The sequence below is a fragment of the Enterococcus timonensis genome, from assembly GCF_900104595.1.
Classification (GTDB): Bacteria; Bacillota; Bacilli; order Lactobacillales; family Enterococcaceae; genus Enterococcus_J; species Enterococcus_J timonensis.
Map to the genome: position 1 here is coordinate 1,060,710 of NZ_FNVY01000004.1, position 18,152 is coordinate 1,078,861.

At 39.8% G+C, this 18,152-nt stretch carries 20 protein-coding genes; 5 read left to right on the plus strand and 15 right to left on the minus strand.

The genetic code is table 11. From position 1 onward, the window contains the following. Positions 1 to 44: 44 nt before the first annotated feature. The 3 genes from BQ5341_RS09790 to sfsA form a co-directional block, all read right to left on the minus strand. Positions 45 to 1,301, minus strand: a complete 1,257-nt coding sequence (locus BQ5341_RS09790) for a DEAD/DEAH box helicase (RefSeq protein ID WP_083378671.1) — start codon at positions 1,299 to 1,301, stop codon at positions 45 to 47. Between the two features lie 28 nt (positions 1,302 to 1,329). Then, the gene (locus BQ5341_RS09795) at positions 1,330 to 2,346 is read right to left on the minus strand and encodes a Gfo/Idh/MocA family protein (RefSeq protein WP_071131799.1); all 1,017 of its coding nucleotides are present in this window, start codon (positions 2,344 to 2,346) and stop codon (positions 1,330 to 1,332) included. Positions 2,347 to 2,417: 71 nt separating this feature from the next. Next, the gene (gene sfsA / locus BQ5341_RS09800) at positions 2,418 to 3,131 is read right to left on the minus strand and encodes a DNA/RNA nuclease SfsA (RefSeq protein WP_071131800.1); all 714 of its coding nucleotides are present in this window, start codon (positions 3,129 to 3,131) and stop codon (positions 2,418 to 2,420) included. 127 nt (positions 3,132 to 3,258) lie between these two features. Here sfsA and BQ5341_RS09805 point away from each other — a divergent pair, with 127 nt between their 5' ends. Continuing rightward, entirely contained in the window at positions 3,259 to 5,148 is a 1,890-nt protein-coding gene (locus BQ5341_RS09805) for a M13 family metallopeptidase (protein WP_071131945.1), read from the plus strand. A gap of 307 nt (positions 5,149 to 5,455) precedes the next feature. On the opposite strand, the gene BQ5341_RS09810 is transcribed toward BQ5341_RS09805, so the two are convergent. The 3 genes from BQ5341_RS09810 to nagB form a co-directional block, all read right to left on the minus strand. Continuing rightward, positions 5,456 to 6,628, minus strand: a complete 1,173-nt coding sequence (locus BQ5341_RS09810; protein WP_071131801.1) for an MFS transporter — start codon at positions 6,626 to 6,628, stop codon at positions 5,456 to 5,458. 124 nt (positions 6,629 to 6,752) lie between these two features. Next, a complete protein-coding gene (locus BQ5341_RS09815) occupies positions 6,753 to 7,118 on the minus strand; it encodes a DUF4828 domain-containing protein (protein WP_071131802.1) in 366 nt (121 codons plus the stop codon). A 247-nt stretch (positions 7,119 to 7,365) separates the two neighbouring features. Further along, positions 7,366 to 8,076 carry a glucosamine-6-phosphate deaminase gene (gene nagB / locus BQ5341_RS09825; RefSeq protein WP_071131804.1) on the minus strand — a complete coding sequence of 237 codons (711 nt, stop codon included), beginning with the start codon at positions 8,074 to 8,076 and terminating at the stop codon, positions 7,366 to 7,368. A 159-nt stretch (positions 8,077 to 8,235) separates the two neighbouring features. Between nagB and BQ5341_RS09830 the strand changes: the two genes are divergently transcribed. Both BQ5341_RS09830 and zwf read left to right on the plus strand, forming a co-directional pair. Next, positions 8,236 to 8,892: a metal-dependent transcriptional regulator gene (locus BQ5341_RS09830; RefSeq protein ID WP_071131805.1), complete on the plus strand. Its 657-nt coding sequence runs from the start codon at positions 8,236 to 8,238 to the stop codon at positions 8,890 to 8,892. Positions 8,893 to 8,976: 84 nt separating this feature from the next. Beyond that, positions 8,977 to 10,464, plus strand: coding sequence for a glucose-6-phosphate dehydrogenase (gene zwf, locus BQ5341_RS09835; RefSeq protein ID WP_071131806.1), 1,488 nt, complete (start codon positions 8,977 to 8,979; stop codon positions 10,462 to 10,464). A 54-nt stretch (positions 10,465 to 10,518) separates the two neighbouring features. Here zwf and folP read toward each other — a convergent pair whose 3' ends face one another. From folP to pepA, 8 genes are read right to left on the minus strand one after another with little or no spacing between them, the layout of a single operon-like run. Next, the gene (folP, locus tag BQ5341_RS09840; RefSeq protein ID WP_071131807.1) at positions 10,519 to 11,301 is read right to left on the minus strand and encodes a dihydropteroate synthase; all 783 of its coding nucleotides are present in this window, start codon (positions 11,299 to 11,301) and stop codon (positions 10,519 to 10,521) included. Continuing rightward, positions 11,298 to 11,873 carry a non-canonical purine NTP pyrophosphatase gene (locus tag BQ5341_RS09845; RefSeq protein ID WP_071131808.1) on the minus strand — a complete coding sequence of 192 codons (576 nt, stop codon included), beginning with the start codon at positions 11,871 to 11,873 and terminating at the stop codon, positions 11,298 to 11,300. The genes folP and BQ5341_RS09845 overlap by 4 nt, the downstream gene beginning before the upstream one ends. Further along, entirely contained in the window at positions 11,870 to 12,469 is a 600-nt protein-coding gene (folE, locus tag BQ5341_RS09850; protein ID WP_071131809.1) for a GTP cyclohydrolase I FolE, read from the minus strand. The genes BQ5341_RS09845 and folE overlap by 4 nt, the downstream gene beginning before the upstream one ends. Continuing rightward, on the minus strand, positions 12,463 to 12,948 hold the full coding sequence (gene folK, locus BQ5341_RS09855; RefSeq protein WP_071131810.1) for a 2-amino-4-hydroxy-6-hydroxymethyldihydropteridine diphosphokinase: 486 nt from the start codon (positions 12,946 to 12,948) through the stop codon (positions 12,463 to 12,465). Before folK ends, folE begins: the two co-directional genes overlap by 7 nt. Next, complete coding sequence (gene folB / locus BQ5341_RS09860; protein WP_071131811.1) at positions 12,945 to 13,310, minus strand: dihydroneopterin aldolase; 366 nt, start codon at positions 13,308 to 13,310, stop codon at positions 12,945 to 12,947. The genes folK and folB overlap by 4 nt, the downstream gene beginning before the upstream one ends. Positions 13,311 to 13,366: 56 nt before the next feature. Continuing rightward, on the minus strand, positions 13,367 to 13,975 hold the full coding sequence (gene ytpR, locus BQ5341_RS09865) for a YtpR family tRNA-binding protein (protein ID WP_071131812.1): 609 nt from the start codon (positions 13,973 to 13,975) through the stop codon (positions 13,367 to 13,369). A 23-nt stretch (positions 13,976 to 13,998) separates the two neighbouring features. Beyond that, the gene (locus tag BQ5341_RS09870) at positions 13,999 to 14,313 is read right to left on the minus strand and encodes a thioredoxin family protein (protein WP_071131813.1); all 315 of its coding nucleotides are present in this window, start codon (positions 14,311 to 14,313) and stop codon (positions 13,999 to 14,001) included. A 9-nt stretch (positions 14,314 to 14,322) separates the two neighbouring features. Further along, positions 14,323 to 15,399, minus strand: a complete 1,077-nt coding sequence (gene pepA, locus BQ5341_RS09875) for a glutamyl aminopeptidase (protein WP_071131814.1) — start codon at positions 15,397 to 15,399, stop codon at positions 14,323 to 14,325. 168 nt (positions 15,400 to 15,567) lie between these two features. Here pepA and BQ5341_RS09880 point away from each other — a divergent pair, with 168 nt between their 5' ends. Both BQ5341_RS09880 and BQ5341_RS09885 read left to right on the plus strand, forming a co-directional pair. Further along, the gene (locus BQ5341_RS09880; RefSeq protein WP_071131815.1) at positions 15,568 to 15,903 is read left to right on the plus strand and encodes a hypothetical protein; all 336 of its coding nucleotides are present in this window, start codon (positions 15,568 to 15,570) and stop codon (positions 15,901 to 15,903) included. Between the two features lie 219 nt (positions 15,904 to 16,122). Then, positions 16,123 to 17,301, plus strand: a complete 1,179-nt coding sequence (locus BQ5341_RS09885) for a DUF998 domain-containing protein (protein WP_071131816.1) — start codon at positions 16,123 to 16,125, stop codon at positions 17,299 to 17,301. A 35-nt stretch (positions 17,302 to 17,336) separates the two neighbouring features. On the opposite strand, the gene BQ5341_RS09890 is transcribed toward BQ5341_RS09885, so the two are convergent. Continuing rightward, positions 17,337 to 18,143, minus strand: coding sequence for an MBL fold metallo-hydrolase (locus tag BQ5341_RS09890; protein WP_071131817.1), 807 nt, complete (start codon positions 18,141 to 18,143; stop codon positions 17,337 to 17,339). Positions 18,144 to 18,152 lie beyond the last annotated feature (9 nt).

The window sequence follows — 18,152 nt, forward strand, 5'->3', positions numbered from 1 at the left end:
ATAACACAAAAAAGCGCTTAATTGCGCTTTTTTCAGGAGAACAATTAAGATTTTTTCGGTGTTTTTTTGTCTGGCTTGGCACTAGTTTGCGTATTTCCTGGCAATTGTGTTACCAAATGTCCACCATATAAAAATTGTTGGGTGAACGTTCCGGGTAGTTTTTTTAATCGGGACACTTCTTCTGGTGCGACTAAAAGAAGAACTTGTCCGGCTTCGCCCATTCGGCCAGTCCGCCCTTTGCGGTGAATAAATTGTTCCACATCATGGGGAAAATCAAAAAAGATAACATAAGGTAATTGGGGCAAATCCAAACCACGAGCTGCCAGATCAGTCGTTAATAAAAATTGGGCTTTACCTTCTTTAAAAGCTGTCAAAGCCATTTTTCGGACAAATTTATTTTCATCAGACGCGAGATTGGCCACCGGAAGTTTTTCGTAAATTAATTTTTCGTTCACATTTCCTAAATCAGCCAATTGGTGGAAAAAGACCAAGGCTGACATCTGAGGAATTTGGGCCAATTTTTTTAAAATATCGACTTTTTTACGTTTTTCCACTACGAGATATGTTTGGAAAATATTATCCAGTTGTGAATCGATCTTTCCAACATTTAGTTTTTCAGTTTCGGCAAAAATACTTGCCGCTTTTTCTGGAGCAAGTGGTGTCGCTGAAAATCCTAACAGTTGATAATTTTTAATGCCGTGTTGCAAGATTTTTTCAGTAAGACTTTTATCTTCTTTTAAAAGTTGATCAACTTCATCTAGAATAATTATTTTAAGATCGGGCCATTTAATTTTTTTGCTCGTGAGCAGTTCCAGCACTCGACCTGGCGTGCCCACTAAGACATTAGGTTTAGCTTTTAGCTTTTCTTGTTGGCGTTTAACATTACCGCCACCGATCAGGGCCGCTACTTGCATCCCTAAAAGTTTGGCGTAAGGTCTGGCAACTTCGATTGTTTGCATCGCCAGTTCTTGACTCGGCGCTAAAATTAATAATTGAGCTTTTTTGTCCATGGTTTTTAAGCGCAATAAACTTGGCAGCAAAAAGGCGAGCGTTTTTCCAGATCCCGTGGGCGCTACGGCTAAAATTTCTTGGCCGAACTCAATTTTGGCAAACGTTTCTTCTTGAATTGGGGTAGGACTTTGGAAATGATTTTCCTGCCAGAGGGGCTGAAAAATTTCAGGAATTAGTTTGGTAGAGTCGACAGATGCAGTTGATTCAGTTAAGTTGGTAGATTCAGTTAAATCTTGTGCTTCTTGGATTTCGTGCGGCGTTTGAGAGGTGTTCATTTCTTTTTCGGTCATTTTATTTTCCTTTTTATAATTATTTTAGTTAGTCTTTTGGCATATCAGCTGCAAAGATTAAGCCTGAATTATGGCGCAATCGTGTCAAAACGAAATTTACTTGGCGGGATAATTCCACCAGTTCTTCATATTGTTGCCCCAACTGAAAATCGTCCGGGTTGTTCATCATTTCCGCAAAGCGATTTGCTTCATAAACCATGGGATTATCGGCCAGTGTAATCTTGTTGGTAGTTGTCGTTTGACTCGTCCGCTCAAAATGCGACACTTCTTCAATTCCCGTAATCGTCGGTGTAAAAATAGTGCCGGCCGTGGTGTAAATTTCATTAGACGTAGTGGCATCATTAATTTTTCCACAATGTAAAGTAACATCAAAATGATCATAACGTAAGAGCGCCGTCCCCCGCCCATCAACGCCGGTGGCAACTTTTTGGTACCGATAAAAACTTTCTTCCGGACTGCCAAATAAACTCACCGCGGCATAAACTAAATACACGCCTAAATCCATCAACGCTCCCCCGGAAAATTTTGGTGAAAAAATATTCGGTTCTTCACCGGCTAAAACGGCATCGTAGCGGGAAGAATATTTAGCATAAGTAAAATCGGCACCGACAATTTTGTTAGCTGTGGGCATTGAACTTTGTAATTTTTCAAATCCTGGTTCGTGAATATGGCGCGCGGCCTCAAAATAAAACAAGCCTCGTGTGGCTGCTAGATGAATAATTTCTGACATTTCGTGTGGCGTAGAAAATGCCGGCTTTTCCACAATAATATTTTTTCCAGCAAGGAGGGCTGCTTTCGCTTGAGCAAAATGGACACTATTGGGCGAGGCAATATAGACCACTTCTACCTCACTTGCCAAAAAGTCCGGCAAATCCGAAAAACCCACCGCGGGCCTATGTCCTGCTGAAAACTCTGTAGCAAATGCCGTGGCCTTTTTTTTACTGCGAGAATAGACGGCTGCAAGTTGATAATGACCGGTTGTTTGCGCCGCTTCAATAAATTGCTTAGTAATACTACCTGTTCCAATTACACCTAATCGCATGATTTTCCTCCTTAATTTTTACTGATTTTTGTTTTTTTATTTTGATGCTTCGTTATTTATTTTATTTCATTTGCTTATTCTTTAAAAAGATAATCTAATTGAAAGGGAATTTGCTCCTTTAAAGAAATTCCCCCAACAGTAACATGACAATTATAACATAGAACCTGCGTCCCACCTGCTTGGGCCATTTGAATGGCTTGTTGCAAATCGGGCTGACGGTCTTGAAAAATTGTTCCTAAAAAAATCGATTCCGCTTGAGCAATAAAAACGACAAACGTTTTAAAGCCGTCTTGTTGGGCTATGCGTAATTCTTCCACATGTTTTAAGCCGCGAAGTGTTGGTGCATCGGGAAAAGCTCCAATATGATTTTTTTCTAAGGTCATCCCTTTGACCTCCAAAAAAGCTTTTTGACCTTGATCGTCTTCCAAATAAAAATCAAATTTCGAATGAAGATACGTCACTTCGCGTTTGATTTTAGTCAGTTGAGACATGCCAGGAAGAGAAATTACACCAGTTTTCAAACCTTCATCCACTAAATTATTAGGTAATTGACTATCAATATTAAACCAAGTCTGGTCTTTTTTAATAGTCACCAAGTCATAATGGGTTTTTCGTTTGGGATTGGCATCATAGACTAAGCCCACCTCAACTCCTGGCAAAAAAACTTCCGCGCCGCGTCCGGTATTTTTTACATGGACCGTGACAGTTTCCGCCGCTAATTGGCACTGGGCCACAAAACGATTCGGTCGAGCTAAAAAAGTGGCCATGTGAATATTTGGATAATTCATTTATTTCCCTTCTTTTTTTAAGAATTTGCGTTATACTACTGGTAACGAAAAATTTTGGATTGTATTTATTCTAGAAAAAATTTGAAATTTTTCGGATTCATTTTATTTAAGGAGTGATTGGATGAGTATCGATGTAAAAGAAGTACCCCAAGATTTTTATGAAGCGGTCAACGGAAAATGGATTGAAACGGCCGTCATTCCAGGCGACAAAAGTGCCACCGGCGGATTCAATGACTTAGTTGACGATATCGAAAAACTATTAATGAAAGACTTTGCACTTCTCGATGAAAAAAATGTCGACGATCCTCGCCAAAAAGAATTTTTGAAATTTTATCAATTAGCTAAAGACTTTTCACGCCGAGAAACAGAAGGCGTAGCTCCTTTACAACCTTACTTAGATCGAGTGGAAAATTTGGAAAACTTGGCTGATTTAAATCAAGCCTTGCCTGATTTTTTCTTTGGCGATTTGCCAACACCATTCCAATTAGGCGTGCAACCTGATATGAAAAACGCCGAGATTAACGCGCTTTATGTAGCAGCTCCTGGTCTTATTTTACCAGATAAAACCTCTTATGCGGAAGAAAATCCTAACCGAGATCAACTCTTAGCCATTTATCGACAAATGGTGGTGGCGATGTTTGAAAAACTCGGCCGAACAACGGAAGAAGCAGAAAAATTAGCCCAGGGAACGCTCGAATTTGATTCATCTCTCGTGCCTTTTGTTAAAAGTCATGAAGAATCGGCAGAATATGCGAAATCATACAATCCGCAAGATTTTAAAACATTTGTCGCCAACAGTAAAAATATTGATTTGGCTCAATTGTTGCCCGCATTAATCGGCGAAGAAATTGATACCGTGATTGTAGAAGAACCGATTTTCTTTGCCCATTTAGATGAATTAGTTAATGAAGAAAATTTCAGTAATTTAAAATCATGGCTCACTGTTCGCACCGCTATTAGTTTAGCTGGGTTAACTACGGAAGAATTTCGTCAATTAGCCGGCACTTATAGCCGCGCACTTTCTGGCAAAAAAGAAGCCTCTTCTCCAGAAAAATCAGCTTATTATTTGGCAACGAGTCTATTCGACCAAGTAGTTGGCGATTATTATGGCCATAAATATTTTGGCGAAGCGGCTAAAGCTGACGTCTTGTCCATGGTAAAAAAAATGATTGGCGTGTATCAAAAACGTTTGAGCGAAAATACTTGGTTAAGTGAAAATACCCGCGAAAAAGCCGTGGAGAAATTGAACGCCATTACTATTAAAGTTGGTTTCCCTGATGAAGTCCCTGCTGTTTTTGACAAATTAGTCGTTAGCAAATCATCTTTGTTGGATAATACGCAAGCATTTACCAAAGTTTTCATTGCCAAAAACTTGGCTGAATGGCATCAACCCGTTGACAAATCTCGCTGGGGCATGAGCGCCAATGTGGTGAACGCCTACTACTCTCCTTCTCAAAATGAAATCGTCTTTCCCGCAGCCATTTTGCAAGCACCTTTTTATTCAATTAAACAATCTTCTGCTGCTAATTACGGCGGTATCGGAGCTGTGATCGCGCACGAAATTTCCCACGCTTTTGATAATAACGGCGCCCAATTTGATGAACATGGGAATTTAAATAATTGGTGGACTGAAAAAGATTTGGCTCATTTTAAAACGTTGGCTGAAAAAATGGTCGCAGCTTTTGAAGGCCAAGAAACCCCAGCCGGCAAAGTTAATGGCCGTTTAACAGTTTCTGAAAACATCGCCGATGCTGGTGGGCTAAGCTGCGCCTTAGAAGCTTTGAAAGAAGAAGAAAAGCCTGCTTTAGATGACTTTTTTGTCAACTGGGCAACTATTTGGCGGACAAAATCAACGCTAGCTTATCAACAAATGTTGTTATCCTTCGACGTCCACGGCCCAGCCAAATTACGAGCCAATCTCCAAGTCAAAAATCTCAAGGAATTTTACACCACCTTTAACATCACCAAAAACGACGCCATGTACCTAGCCCCAGAAAAACGCATCGCCATTTGGTAAAACAAGGATGTCGAAAAGCCGATTTGCGCTGTAGAAATTTAGGGAAATGGTGTAAGTCAGCTTGCTGACTGAAGGCATTTTGTCTAATTTCCTAAGCGCAGGCTTTGAGACACCGTAAAACAAGGTTGTATTTTGACCGCTAAGCAGTGTAGAAAATCAGGGAAATGGTGTATGACTGCAAAGCAGTCATAAGGCATTTCATCTATTTCCCTAACTACTGGACAAAATACACCGTCAATAAAGTTGTAGAAATTCCCACAAAAAAGTGGCACTCAAAATTTATTTTTGAGTGCCACTTTTTCTTTTTTTATTTTTCCGTTCTTCCGTACCCAATAACACAGAGAATTGTCGCTGCTAAGGCGACGATGATTGCTGCCATTCCGTAAAAAATCCCCCAGCGATCGGACATTGCGCCAGTAATCATCGGCATCATAATTGATCCTAATCCCGAAATCACTAATAAAGTCCCCATCGCCATGGGAAATTCTTTAATAAATCCTCCGGCCGCGGCAATCGTCGTGGGATACACGCCGGCCATCGTTAAACCTAAGCCGAAAATCGCCACCGTAATGATAATTGGTGTCCGACCCACCAATAAAATTGCAAAAAACACTGTCATTCCTAAAGTTAACCACAGCAATATTTTTTTCTTGGCAAAACGATCACCAAAAGCTGACACTGATAAGCGTCCGATTAAAACGCCAATCCATAACAATGAAGCCAAAAATTGCGCATAACCGATTGTCAAAATTTCAGCGTCCACAAAATATTTGACTAACCAACCGTTAATTGTTGATTCGCCGCACATGTAAAAAAATAACAGCCCGGCTAAAATCCAAAACTTTTTCTCCCGCAAAAAAGTATAGTTTGCTTTAACTTTCACTTTTTGTTTTACTTCAGGCATTTCCATTTTGGAAAATAAAAATAGAGAAATCAGCGTTAAAATAATAATAACTACGCCGCTCATTTTCCAACCGTCAAAGCCCAATAATTGCACCGCAGCGATGACTAAATATGGCGCCAATAGAGCTCCAATGGCAAAAATGCTGTGAAGAAAACTCAATGCTGAAGCTGAAGAATTGGAGATTTCATTTACGACTGAATTATTAAAATTAGAAATACTGCCGCGACTTAATCCAGTGAATAAAAACGACAAAATCAGTAAAAACGGATTGCCAGTGGTGATCATTAGCAAAAATCCGGCCGTCACAAAACTACTTAAAAAAATCACCGACCGCTTGCGACCTAAATAAAGTGGCAAAATACCGGCAATAAAACTCGCCAATAAATTTCCGACATAGTGCGCTGACAAGAGTGAGCCGGCGACGGTATCACTCAAATGGTACGCGCTAGAAATGTACGGCAACAAAGAACCCATAATCATTCCATACAAACCGTTAACGGCAAAAACATAATAACAGCATTTTAAAACATAGCGTTTCTTGGCATCCAATGCTGTGTAAAACTGGGGCATTTTCATTTTTTTCCTCCTTAAGACAATACCTCCATTATACCGTTGAAAAACTTTTTGAGAAGACAAAAAAAGGCTTTGGCAAAACTTCGGCCAACTGCCTAAAAAGCAGTGAAGTTTTTTGCACAAAAGCCTAATTTTTTTTATTTCTCGTCAGTAAATACGTTTGATCATCGGCCTCATCGTAAATCGACACCGGTCCATTATTATCGGCAATAATTTTAATTTGAAAGCCAAATTCATCTTGCCAAACTAATTGATCATTGGATAACTCTTGCAAGGCGCCGGAAACGTGTTGCCGGTTAATGAAAATCCGATACTGTTGGTCAACATGCAAATGGTGGATAGCATTTGGTTTGGGAATTGTAAATTCGAAATGACCGATAAATTTTTCCGGATGTGCTTCTTTTTTATCTGGTAATTTTTTTTTCGCCACTAAGCCTGCCGCCAATCCTAAAATCGACGCACCCACTACAAATGGCCATGCTTTCTTCTTCATTTCCCACCTCCTACTCGTTAGCTCTATTCTACCACGTCACAAAAATATCCGTTAAGTAAAAGGTTGAAAAAAAGCGTTTTGTGGCGTAGTGAATTAGGAAAATTTTTTGAAGCTTGATTTTGGATTTCAAAAATTTTATTTGTTCAGCTAGACACAGCTTTTTTCCACCGCTAAAAAGGTTGAAAAAAATTAACAAAACAAAAAAACTCTGCATGATTTGCCAGAGTTCTTTCAGGTGATTTTGATTTTATTTTTGAGTTAACAAGCTTGCAGCGTCGGCATCTAAAATAACCGTCACGTGTGGATGATTTTGCAAAACACTTGCCGGCACATCTTCAGTCACGGGACCTTGGACTGTTGCGCGGATGGCTTCGGCTTTGTCTTTTCCATAAGCCATCAAAATAATTTCTTTGCCTGCCATAATTGAAGCAATTCCCATGGAGATGGCTTGCGTTGGCACATCTTCTTCTTTTTCAAAAAAGCGCGTGTTGGCTTCGATGGTTGAGTCGGTCAATTGTACTTGGTGGGTTTTGGAGGCAAATGAAGTATCGGGTTCGTTAAAACCAATATGACCGTTGCGGCCGATTCCTAAAATTTGCACATCAACGGGATGTGCGGCGATCACTTCGTCGTATCGCGTGCATTCCGCCTTAATATTTTCCGCTTTTCCATTTGGCACGAATGTTTCTTTAAATGGTTTTTTGCTAAATAATTGTTCTTCCATAAAATGACGATAGCTTTGGGAATCTTCTCCCGATAAACCAACATATTCGTCTAAATTTACTGAAGTCATCTCAGAAAAATTCACGGCACTTTCGGTCATTGCTTGATATAAAGCGATTGGTGTGGAACCTGTTGCGAGTCCTAAAACTTTTGCTCCGTGTTCCATTGCTTCTTCAATCATTTGAAAAGCTTTTTGTCCGCCAGCTTGCGCATTATCCACCACTAAAATTTTCATAATTTATCCCTCACTTGTCTTGGTATAGACCAATAATATCATGAAAATTGATTTGGTGCAACGAATTACTTTGGCGGAAAAATTTTTCTAATCAAGGAAAGCGCCATTTGAAAAAAATTATGCTAAACTATAATGAAGATTAAAAAAGGAGTGCAGCACATGACGCCAAACCGCGAAGATTATTTGAAACTAATTTTAGAATTAGGGGGCGACACCCAAAAAATTAATAATAAACAAATTGTTGCCGGCCTAGCTGTATCGGCGGCGTCTGTTTCAGAGATGTTGACGAAGTTGGTGAAAGAAAATCTAGTCGCCCACACGCCATATCAAGGGGTCCAGCTTACTTCATCAGGTTTACAACGGGCCAGCTCCTTGGTGCGCAAGCATCGTTTATGGGAAGTTTTTTTAGAGGAAAAATTGCACTATACTTTTAACGATGTCCACGAAGAAGCCGAAGTTTTGGAACATGTGACTAGCGATCAGTTGGCTAATCGTTTGGAAAAATTTTTAGATTTCCCAACGGCTTGTCCTCACGGCGGCATTATTCCTAAATTTCAAGAAAACCTTCATGAACAAAAACGCAAAACGATTGTTGATTTTCCGGTTGGCACCACGATTCGTATCGCCCGGGTGCTAGACGAAAAGGATTTGCTAGATTACTTAGTCGGTCTCAATGTTTCGTTAAATGATGTTTATACAATCGCTGAACTTCAAGCAGACGAAGGGCCGGTGACTTTGGCCAATGACCACAAAAAAATTTATTTGCGCCACAAAACTGCCAGCACAATTTTTGTCGAACCAGTGGAACAAGTTTAATTTTTCATTATTACATTAAAATTTTCAAGACCTTCATGACAAAGATTTTATCGTAAAGAATTTCATTTCAAAGAGGGGAACAGTATGGAAAAATCAGCATTAATCATCTTATTTGGCGCCACCGGAGATTTAGCTCAACGGAAATTGTATCCGTCTCTTTTTCGATTATTTCAAAAAAAGGAATTAAATCAGCATTTTGCCGTGATTGGTACCGCGCGTCGGCCTTGGACCGATGAACATTTTCGCCAAGTGATTAGTGAATCTCTAGGTGATATTGGAGAAAAAGCTGAAGTGGACGAGTTTGCGCAACATTTTTACTATCAATCCCACAACGTCAATGATTCCGAGCATTATGTCACCTTAAAAAAATTGGCTGAAAAGTTAAATCAACAATATCAATGTGACAGCAATTATTTGTATTATTTGGCGATGGCGCCGCAATTTTTTGGCACCATTACCCAACACCTCAAATCTGAAGAAATTTTAGCACCCGGCTTTAATCGGCTGGTGATTGAAAAACCGTTCGGCACCGATTTAAAAAGTGCGGAGCAATTAAATGAAGAAATTCGCGCCGTTTTCCCTGAAAAAGAAATTTTTCGAATTGATCACTACTTAGGTAAGGAAATGATTCAAAATATCGCTGCGGTGCGCTTTGCCAATCCATTATTTGAAAAATTGTGGAATCGCGACTCGATTGAAAACGTCCAAATCACTTTTGCTGAAGAGTTGGGCGTGGAAAACCGTGGCAACTATTATGAGCACGCTGGCGCCTTAAAAGATATGGTTCAAAACCACGTCTTGCAAGTTTTAGCTTTATTAGCCATGGAAGTGCCGACTCGTTTTGCTCCTGAAGAAATTCGCGCTGAAAAAGTGAAAGTTCTTTCGGCTGTTAAAATTCTTGAACCAAAAGAAGTTGCCGAAGATTTTGTTTTCGGTCAATACGACAGTGGACATTTAGGCGACAATCAATTTTTGGCCTATCGTCAAGAAGAAAATGTTGCCCCAGATTCCCAAACGGAAACTTTTGTCGCTGGGAAATTTTCCATTGATAATTATCGTTGGGCCGGCGTTCCCTTTTACATCCGCACCGGCAAGCGTCTAACTGAACGTGGGACGCGAATTAATATTGTCTTTAAAAATTTGCCTGTCGATTTATTTCAAACAACAGCTGGACTCGGTCAAAATATTTTAACGATTTATATTCAGCCAACTGAAGGATTTTCACTGCTGATGAATGGGAAAGAAATTGGGCCAGAATATTTGATTCGTCCGATTAAACTAGACTATCGCAACTCTGAAGAGCTGACAAGTAACTCCCCTGAAGCTTACGAAAAATTATTGTTGGATGCTTTAAATGGCGATTCCATGAATTTCACTCACTGGGATGAAGTGGCGCAATCTTGGCGGATTGTCGATGCTATCAAAGAAGGATTTATCGAAAATAATTGTCCGGTAAATCTTTATCCAGCGCGTGCCATGGGACCAGAAGCTAGCTTTGAGCTATTGGAAAAAGATGGGCACCAATGGATTTGGCAACCAGAACAATGGTATCAAGAACGAAATTTATTATAAAATAAAAACGAATGAGGCGATTACGCTTCATTCGTTTTTTCGTTATTTAATTGTTTAATTGTTTAGTTGTTGCCAAACATCAATTGCTTGTTTCATTGCTAACACATTGTGGACTCTGACTATTTCTACCCCTTGGTTCAATAAAAAAAGTGCGGCGGTCACACTGGCAACATCGCGATTTTCGGCAATTTTTTCGCCACTCATTACACCGATTGTGCGCTTACGGGAAACCCCATAAAGTAACGGGAAATCATCTACGCGAAAAAGATTTGGTTGCTGCATTAAAAAAATATTTTCGGCTACCGTTTTGCCAAAACCCACACCTGGATCAAAGCAAACCCGCGCAAGATCAATTTCATTTGCTAAAAGAAGTTCTTTTTTAGCTGCAAAAAATTGTTGCAAGTCGTCAACTAACGGTAGATTCCGTCTTTTTTTGGAGTGCATCACTACCACATTCGCTTCTGGAAATTTTTTTAAAACTTCAATCATGGCCGGATTTTCCAAACCGTGAATATCGTTAATGATATCAGCCCCTTCAGCTAAACAAGCTTCAGCGACTTTGGGAAAATAAGTATCAATGGAAATTGGCAGTGTCGTTTTGGCGCGAATTTTTTTTAAAACTGGCAAAACACGCGCCAGCTCAATTTCTTCGTCAATTTCTTCATAACCTGGGCGGGTCGATTGACCACCTAAATCCAAATAATCGGCCCCTTGGATAATTAATTGTTGGGCGTGCTCGACGGCTTTTTCTGCAGAAATAAATTGCCCCCCGTCAGAAAATGAATCCGGCGTAACATTGACGATGCCCATGATTTGATTAGGTTGTTTAAAATTCATGGCCTTTCCTCCACTTGTGGCAAAATGTTTTTTAAAGCTTGCACCCGCGGGCTTAATTCGTTTTGTCGCGTTAAATTCATTTGGCCGAGTGTTTGCCGAAATGCTGCTATATAAAAAACTTCTGAAAAACCAAATCCTAATTTTCCTTTTGGTTCAACAATTTCGCCGGCTAAAGATTTTTCCGCGGTAAAAATGGTTTTTGGATCCACATAATAGACTAGACTTGCTGTCAAAAGCGCCCGCTTATCTTTTTGATCTTTTAATAATTCCAAAATCTGCAAGTTCATTTGACGCTCAGTACCGTGTAAACTCCGGCTTGTAAAAAGTCCTAATTTATTAGGGATCGCTGCTAATTCCAACCCTCCATCATCACCTAAAACTGGCTTGCCGAGGAGCTGACTAAAAAAACGAGCTTTTTCCAGCGCATTTTCTTGGTAACTGTTGGCTTTTTCTGCCGGCGCTTTTGCGTCACAAATGCTGCTTGCTGTCACAAAAGAAATTTCTGGAAATGCCCGCTTAAATTCATTTAATTTTTGCGGATTACTAGTTGCCACAATGATTTCTTTAATCATTTGATGGCTTGCCAAAATTCGCTTTTTTTATTTTCTGGGAAATTTTTCGAAAAATGAATCGTCGTAGTCACGGCTTCTGGTGTTTTAATGCCCCGCATTGTCATACATAAGTGCCGAGCTTTAACTAAAACGACTACCCCATCATTTGGCACATGTTGGTTCAGTAAATCGGCGAGTTCCGCTGTTAAATCTTCTTGAACAGACGGGCGCGAGGCCACATGTTGAACAAGTCGCGGAAATTTGCTTAAGCCCAAAACTTGGCCATTTGTAGGAATGTAACCTACTGTGACCGTCCCAAAAAAAGGCAACAGGTGGTGTTCACACATGGAATAAAAATCAATATCTTCAACGACTACTAAATCATCGACATTTTTGGTGGGAAATAATTTGTAATCAGAAAATTCACCTTGCAAGCCGGAAAAAACTTCCGTGTACATGCGCGCCACTCGCTGAGGAGTTTCTAATAAGCCGGGGCGATTCACATCTTCGCCTACCGCTTCTAAAATCATTTTCACTGCTTGCACAATTTTTTCTTGATCGACTGTTTTTTCTTGATCAACTGCTTTTTCTGAATCGAAATTTTTTTGCTCTACCATGTGGCACCTCCCCATTTTTTTACTTCTTGGGCATTTCCTGATTGCTGAATCCATTTTTCGATGGTTTCACCAAGTAATAATTTTTCACTGTAAACATCCGCCAGTGGAATTAAGACAAAACTCCGCTTCGTTAACTCAATATGCGGCAAGTTTAGCGATGGCGTCACCATGGAAATTTCCCCTAACAATAAAATATCCAAATCAATATTGCGTGGTCCCCAGCGATATAATTTGACGCGACCCATTGTCTGTTCTATTTTTTGCGTTTCCGCCAATAAATCCAGTGGCGCAAAAAAAGTTTCAACGGCCAAAACAGCATTTAAAAAATCAGCTTGATCCGTCACGCCATACGCTTTTGTTTCATAGATTGCCGATTGCGCTAAAACTTCAATACCCGCAGCTAATAAATAGTCACGGGCGGTTTGTAAATTTTTCAGCCGATCGCCTAGATTGCTACCTAATGCAATGTAACCTTTCATTTCTTGAAATTTCTCGTTTCTTCGATTTCGATATAATCATAAATGCCAGCCATCGGAACGGAAAATTTGCGGATTTTGACCGTCGCGACTTCTACTTTGTCAAAAAGTTTTTCAATTAAATCTAAAATACCCACTACTAAACTTTCCATCAAATTATACGAGTGGCTCTTAACAAACTCCGCCACTTGCGCGTTAACCTCGGCGTAACTGACAGTATCTCCGACTTGATCGGTTCGGCCAGGATTTTCAATTGGCACCGTCAATTCCAGATCAATCGCAATTGGTTGGCCCAATTTTTTTTCTTCCGGCAAGACACCATTATACGTATAAAATTTTAAGTTTTGAATGCGAATTTTCCCCATAATTCTCCTCCTTTGGCTAACTTTTTCATTTTACTTTAACTTCAAGTGTTTATTTTTTAGCTTCTTGTATTGGGATAAGCTTGACCGACAACCGCTGCTTCTGGCAAAATCAAAATCCCTTTTTCTTTTGGCGCATTAGGAATCCCTAACTCGCGAGCGGAACAAAGCATACCAAAACTTTCGACGCCTCGCAAAACGCCAGGAAAAATGGCGGTCCCGTCAGGCATTAAAGCACCAGGCAAAGCCGCAACGACTTTTTGACCGGCCGCTACATTAGGCGCGCCACAGACAATTTGTAAAATTTTCCCGTCAGCGACTTCCGTTTGGGTAATGGATAAATGATCAGAATCTGGGTGTGGCACTAATTCTAAGACTTTACCGACAACAATTTTTGGTTGGTCGTCAACGACTAATTGTTCTTTAAAATTTTCTTTGACTAAGCGTTGATTTAAAAAATCTACTTCTTGCTCGTTTAAAAAAACTTGCCCCGCTTTTTCTAGATGCAAAGCTTCTGCGACTTTAAAAAAATTAAAGCCCACCGTTTTATTTTCAGTAAATGTCCGAGTCACATCGCCCCGTGTTTCGCTTTCCACCACGAGACCGGCGGCACTTTCCAACATCACAATTAGACAATCCCCGATTTCCGGATTATAAACAGTAATCAATTTTTTCCTCCTTTATTGTGGGTTTAAGCGATATTTTGCAAAAATGCTTCCACTTCAGCTTTTGTTTTACGATCTTTATTTACTAATCGGGCCACTTCAGCTCCATCGCGTAAAACAACAAAGCTCGGAATCCCTAAAATGTGCCACTCAATAGCTAAATCTAAAAATTGATCGCGATCGATTTCTAGAAAATCATATTGAGGAAAATCCGCCTCAATTTCTGACATAAACGGTTTAATATAATGACAATCCCCACACCAGCTGGCAGTAAAAAAGAAAACTTTTTGGCCCGTTTGCATGATGCTGGAAATTTCTTCATAACTTTTTGGCGTAATCAATCCTTGGACCTACTTTCCGTAAATAATTGTATTCACTGTACTTTGATTAAGAGATTCTAAAAGTTTAATCAATAATTCCCGAGCGGCTTCAAAATCAGCAATCGAAAACATCGTTTGATGGGTATGAATATAACGCCCTGGTACGCCAATGACTGTTGATGGCACGCCGTTATTTGAAGTATGAGCCGCCGTTGCGTCCGTGCCGCCTTTACTTACATAATATTGATAAGGAATATGGTTCGTTTCAGCGGTATCTAAAATAAAGTCCCGCATATTTTTTAACATAATCATTCCTGGATCAAAAACCCGAATCAAAGTTCCCTCACCTAAATGACCATATGTGCCATTTTTGGTGTGAATATCATCGGCTGGTGAACAATCTACTGCAAAAAATAAATCTGGTTGGAATTTGTGAACGGCACCTTTTGCCCCACGCAAACCAACTTCTTCTTGCACGTCACTACCGGCAATCAAAGTATGTTTCAACTCCGTATTTTGCAAAGCTTCTAAAGCTTCAAGCACCATCACGTTGCCGTAACGATTATCCCAAGCTTTACTAATAATATTTTTACGATTCGCAGTGTAAATTGTTTCCACATCAGGCACAATCGTGTCCCCTGGGCGCACGCCAAAACTTTCGGCTTCTTCTTTTGAAGAAAAGCCAGCGTCAAATAAAATATCAGCCACTTGCACATTGCCTTGGCCATTAGAGCCCCGCAACAAATGTGGTGGCACGCTTGAAGAAATTACTGGATAATTTCCTTTAGCCGTTTGCAAAGTAAAACGTTGTGCAGAAACGACATACGGATTCCATCCGCCTAAAGGTTGAACGTTAAACAAACCATTATCATTGATGCGCACTAACATAAAACCAACTTCATCCATATGAGCGGCTACCATAATTTTTGGAGCTTTCGCGTCTTTATTTTCCCGAATACCGAATACGCCACCGAGACCATCATATTCAATTTTATCCACAAGTGGTGCCATATGTTCCGCCATATACGTGCGGACATTTTGCTCAAAACCTGATGTGCCTTGAAGTTCAGTTAATTCTTTAATCCGTTGAAATGTTTTTTCTTCCATTTTTATCGTCACCTTTTTCTTATTATTCTTACCTATTATACATATAAACGGGCTTTTCTTCTAGTTGTTGAGCTTCTTTAGTGAGTTGCAAAAGACTCGGAAATTCTTCGCGTTTAAAAAAATTTGTGCTACAATAACGGTAAGAACTCACTAATGGGAGGATTTATTATGCCTGAAGAAAATACAAGCGCACTTTTTAAAAATGGATTGGCTTTTGGTCTCGGCTTAGGTGCAGTGATTGGCAGTTATTCCGCTTGGCTTTTAAAAGCGCAAGCCAAAAAAGCGCCCGAAGAAATTTTAGCCAAAGTGAAAAATGCTTTTTTGAAAGAAGGACCCATCACCGGTTCATGGATTGAATCGACGAAAAAGAAAGTCCGCAAATTTGCCATCACCCAAGAAATTTATCAAGGCGGCATTCACCGCGTTGAAGACGGCCAAAACATCCAATACGCCTTCACCGCCGACGCCAACACCGGCAGCATAGTAGAAATACACCGAATTTAAAAAAAAGGATGTGAGAAATTGCGGGTTGGGGCGTAGGAAAATAGAAAAATGGTGCATGGCTGTAAAGCAGTCAGAAAGCATTTTATCTTTTTTCCTAACCGCTACACTTGAAACACTAGGAATCAAAACAGCCAAACCTTCCTACCGACTTTCATCCTTGAAAGTCTTTTTTTAGTATTGTTCACTAAAATTCACCATCAGAAGTAAAGGAGTTTACCCATGTCCAAAAAATTTTTTCTCGAAATCCCTGAAGAAGTATTACATGATCTGCCCATTAATTTAGATAAACCTTTTTCGTTAACAGTAGACAATGACAAAATCAATTTAACCCAGAGCAAGTCACCAACAGCTATTCAAGCTATTTCTTTGCGCTGGTTTATTATTCCTACCCTTATTGCTAGTGTTATTTTTGCTTTATTTTTTTGGCAACAAAAAATCACTCAGATTCCGCTCACTGGGACGATTTCGATTTCTAGTTTTGTCTTACTGTTAGGATTAATTTTTGGGATGATCTGTTTTACCGCTTTTTTTATTAAAGAAAAGCGCCATGAACAATCGGCGACGGCCAAAAATATTTATTGGCGAAATTTCCCGACAATTTTATTATCTTTTGCTATGGCATTGGCTTTTGTGATTATGGTTTTTTTCTGGACTTTGGGTATCGTTTTTAGAGCGGCGACTTTTGATTTGTGGACAGCTACCACCCTCTTTGCTTTATTTACGGCGATTATTAATTACGCCATGATTAACTTTGCGCTGGCGCTGTCCCCCCGTTTAATTTTGCAAGTCTTAATCGCGGTTATTGTCGGCGGCGTTGGTTTTTCCATGATTACTAATTCCAGTCTCCACTGGTGGAAATTAAATTTTTCATTTTTAGGCACGGCTGAGGCTAAAAACGCATGGCAATTTAATTTAACTTTGATGATTTCTGCCTTATTAATGATTGCTCTAGTGGATTATTTATTCGTCGCCCTGCAAAAATATCAAGCCAAAACATGGCGGCTAAACACATTACGAATTCTACTGACTCTAACCGCTGTTAATCTCGGCCTTGTGGGATTTTTTCCAAATAACGGCTTAGGACGACTTCATGAACTGCACAATCAAGCAGCGAATTTTCTTGTGTATATGATTATTCTTTTGATCATTGGCATTTATTGGCTCTTGCCTAATGTCACGCGAGAATTTCTTGGGGTTTCTTATGGGATTGCGGCGGTGTTGATTTTAGGCGATATCTTGTTTCAAGTCTTTCACTATTTATCCTTAACCGCCTTTGAAATGATTGCTTTTGCGCTGGCTTTCAGCTGGATTATCCTCCTGCTGCAAAATTTATTAAAACTAATGGAACATCCGAAAACATTTGAGATTCAATTGAAATCCATCAATAAAGAAGAATAAAGAATAAAAAAAAGAAGCCGCAACGGCTTCTTTTTTTATAATGAGAACAACGGTGTTGCTTCTTCTGGATCGGTATCATACACTTTAAAATCATAGTCGACACCTAAGTCGTGTTCCCGTAAATTATTTTCCATCGTTAAATGGGCAATTTCTTTTAAATTATTTTCTCGGGACAAATGCCCTAGATAAATTCGTTTTGTTTTATCCCCTAATACTTCTTGCATCACGTCGGCACCATCATCATTACTTAAATGACCATAGTCGCCCAATATCCGCTGTTTTAACGGCCAAGGGTAACTTCCCATCCGCAACATTTCCAAATCATGATTACTTTCCATTAAATAAGCATCAGCGTTTTTAATAATTCCCCGCATCGCATCGGAACAATAACCAGTGTCTGTCAGCATCACAAAAGATTTTTGATCTTTATGGAAACGATAAAATTGTGGCGCCGCCGCATCGTGACTGACACCAAAACTTTCAATATCTATATCACCAAACGTCATGGTTTTACCCATTTCAAAAATTTCTTTGTCCTGAATTTTCCCAAGAGAGTGTTCCATCGCCTGCCACGTGCCTTCATTGGCATAAACGGGCAAATGAAATTTCCGCGCCAACACGCCGACACCTTTAATATGGTCCGTATGTTCATGAGTCACAAAAATGGCATCTAGTTCATTGGCATCCACGCCGATGGATTGGAGTAATTCAATAACTTTTTTGCCAGAAAGCCCAGCGTCTACTAAAATTTTCCTTTGAGCCGATTGAATAAATGTGGCGTTACCGGTGGAACCAGAAGCCAACATACTAATTTGTAAGCCAGTGTTTAATCCTGATTGCATTTCAAAAAT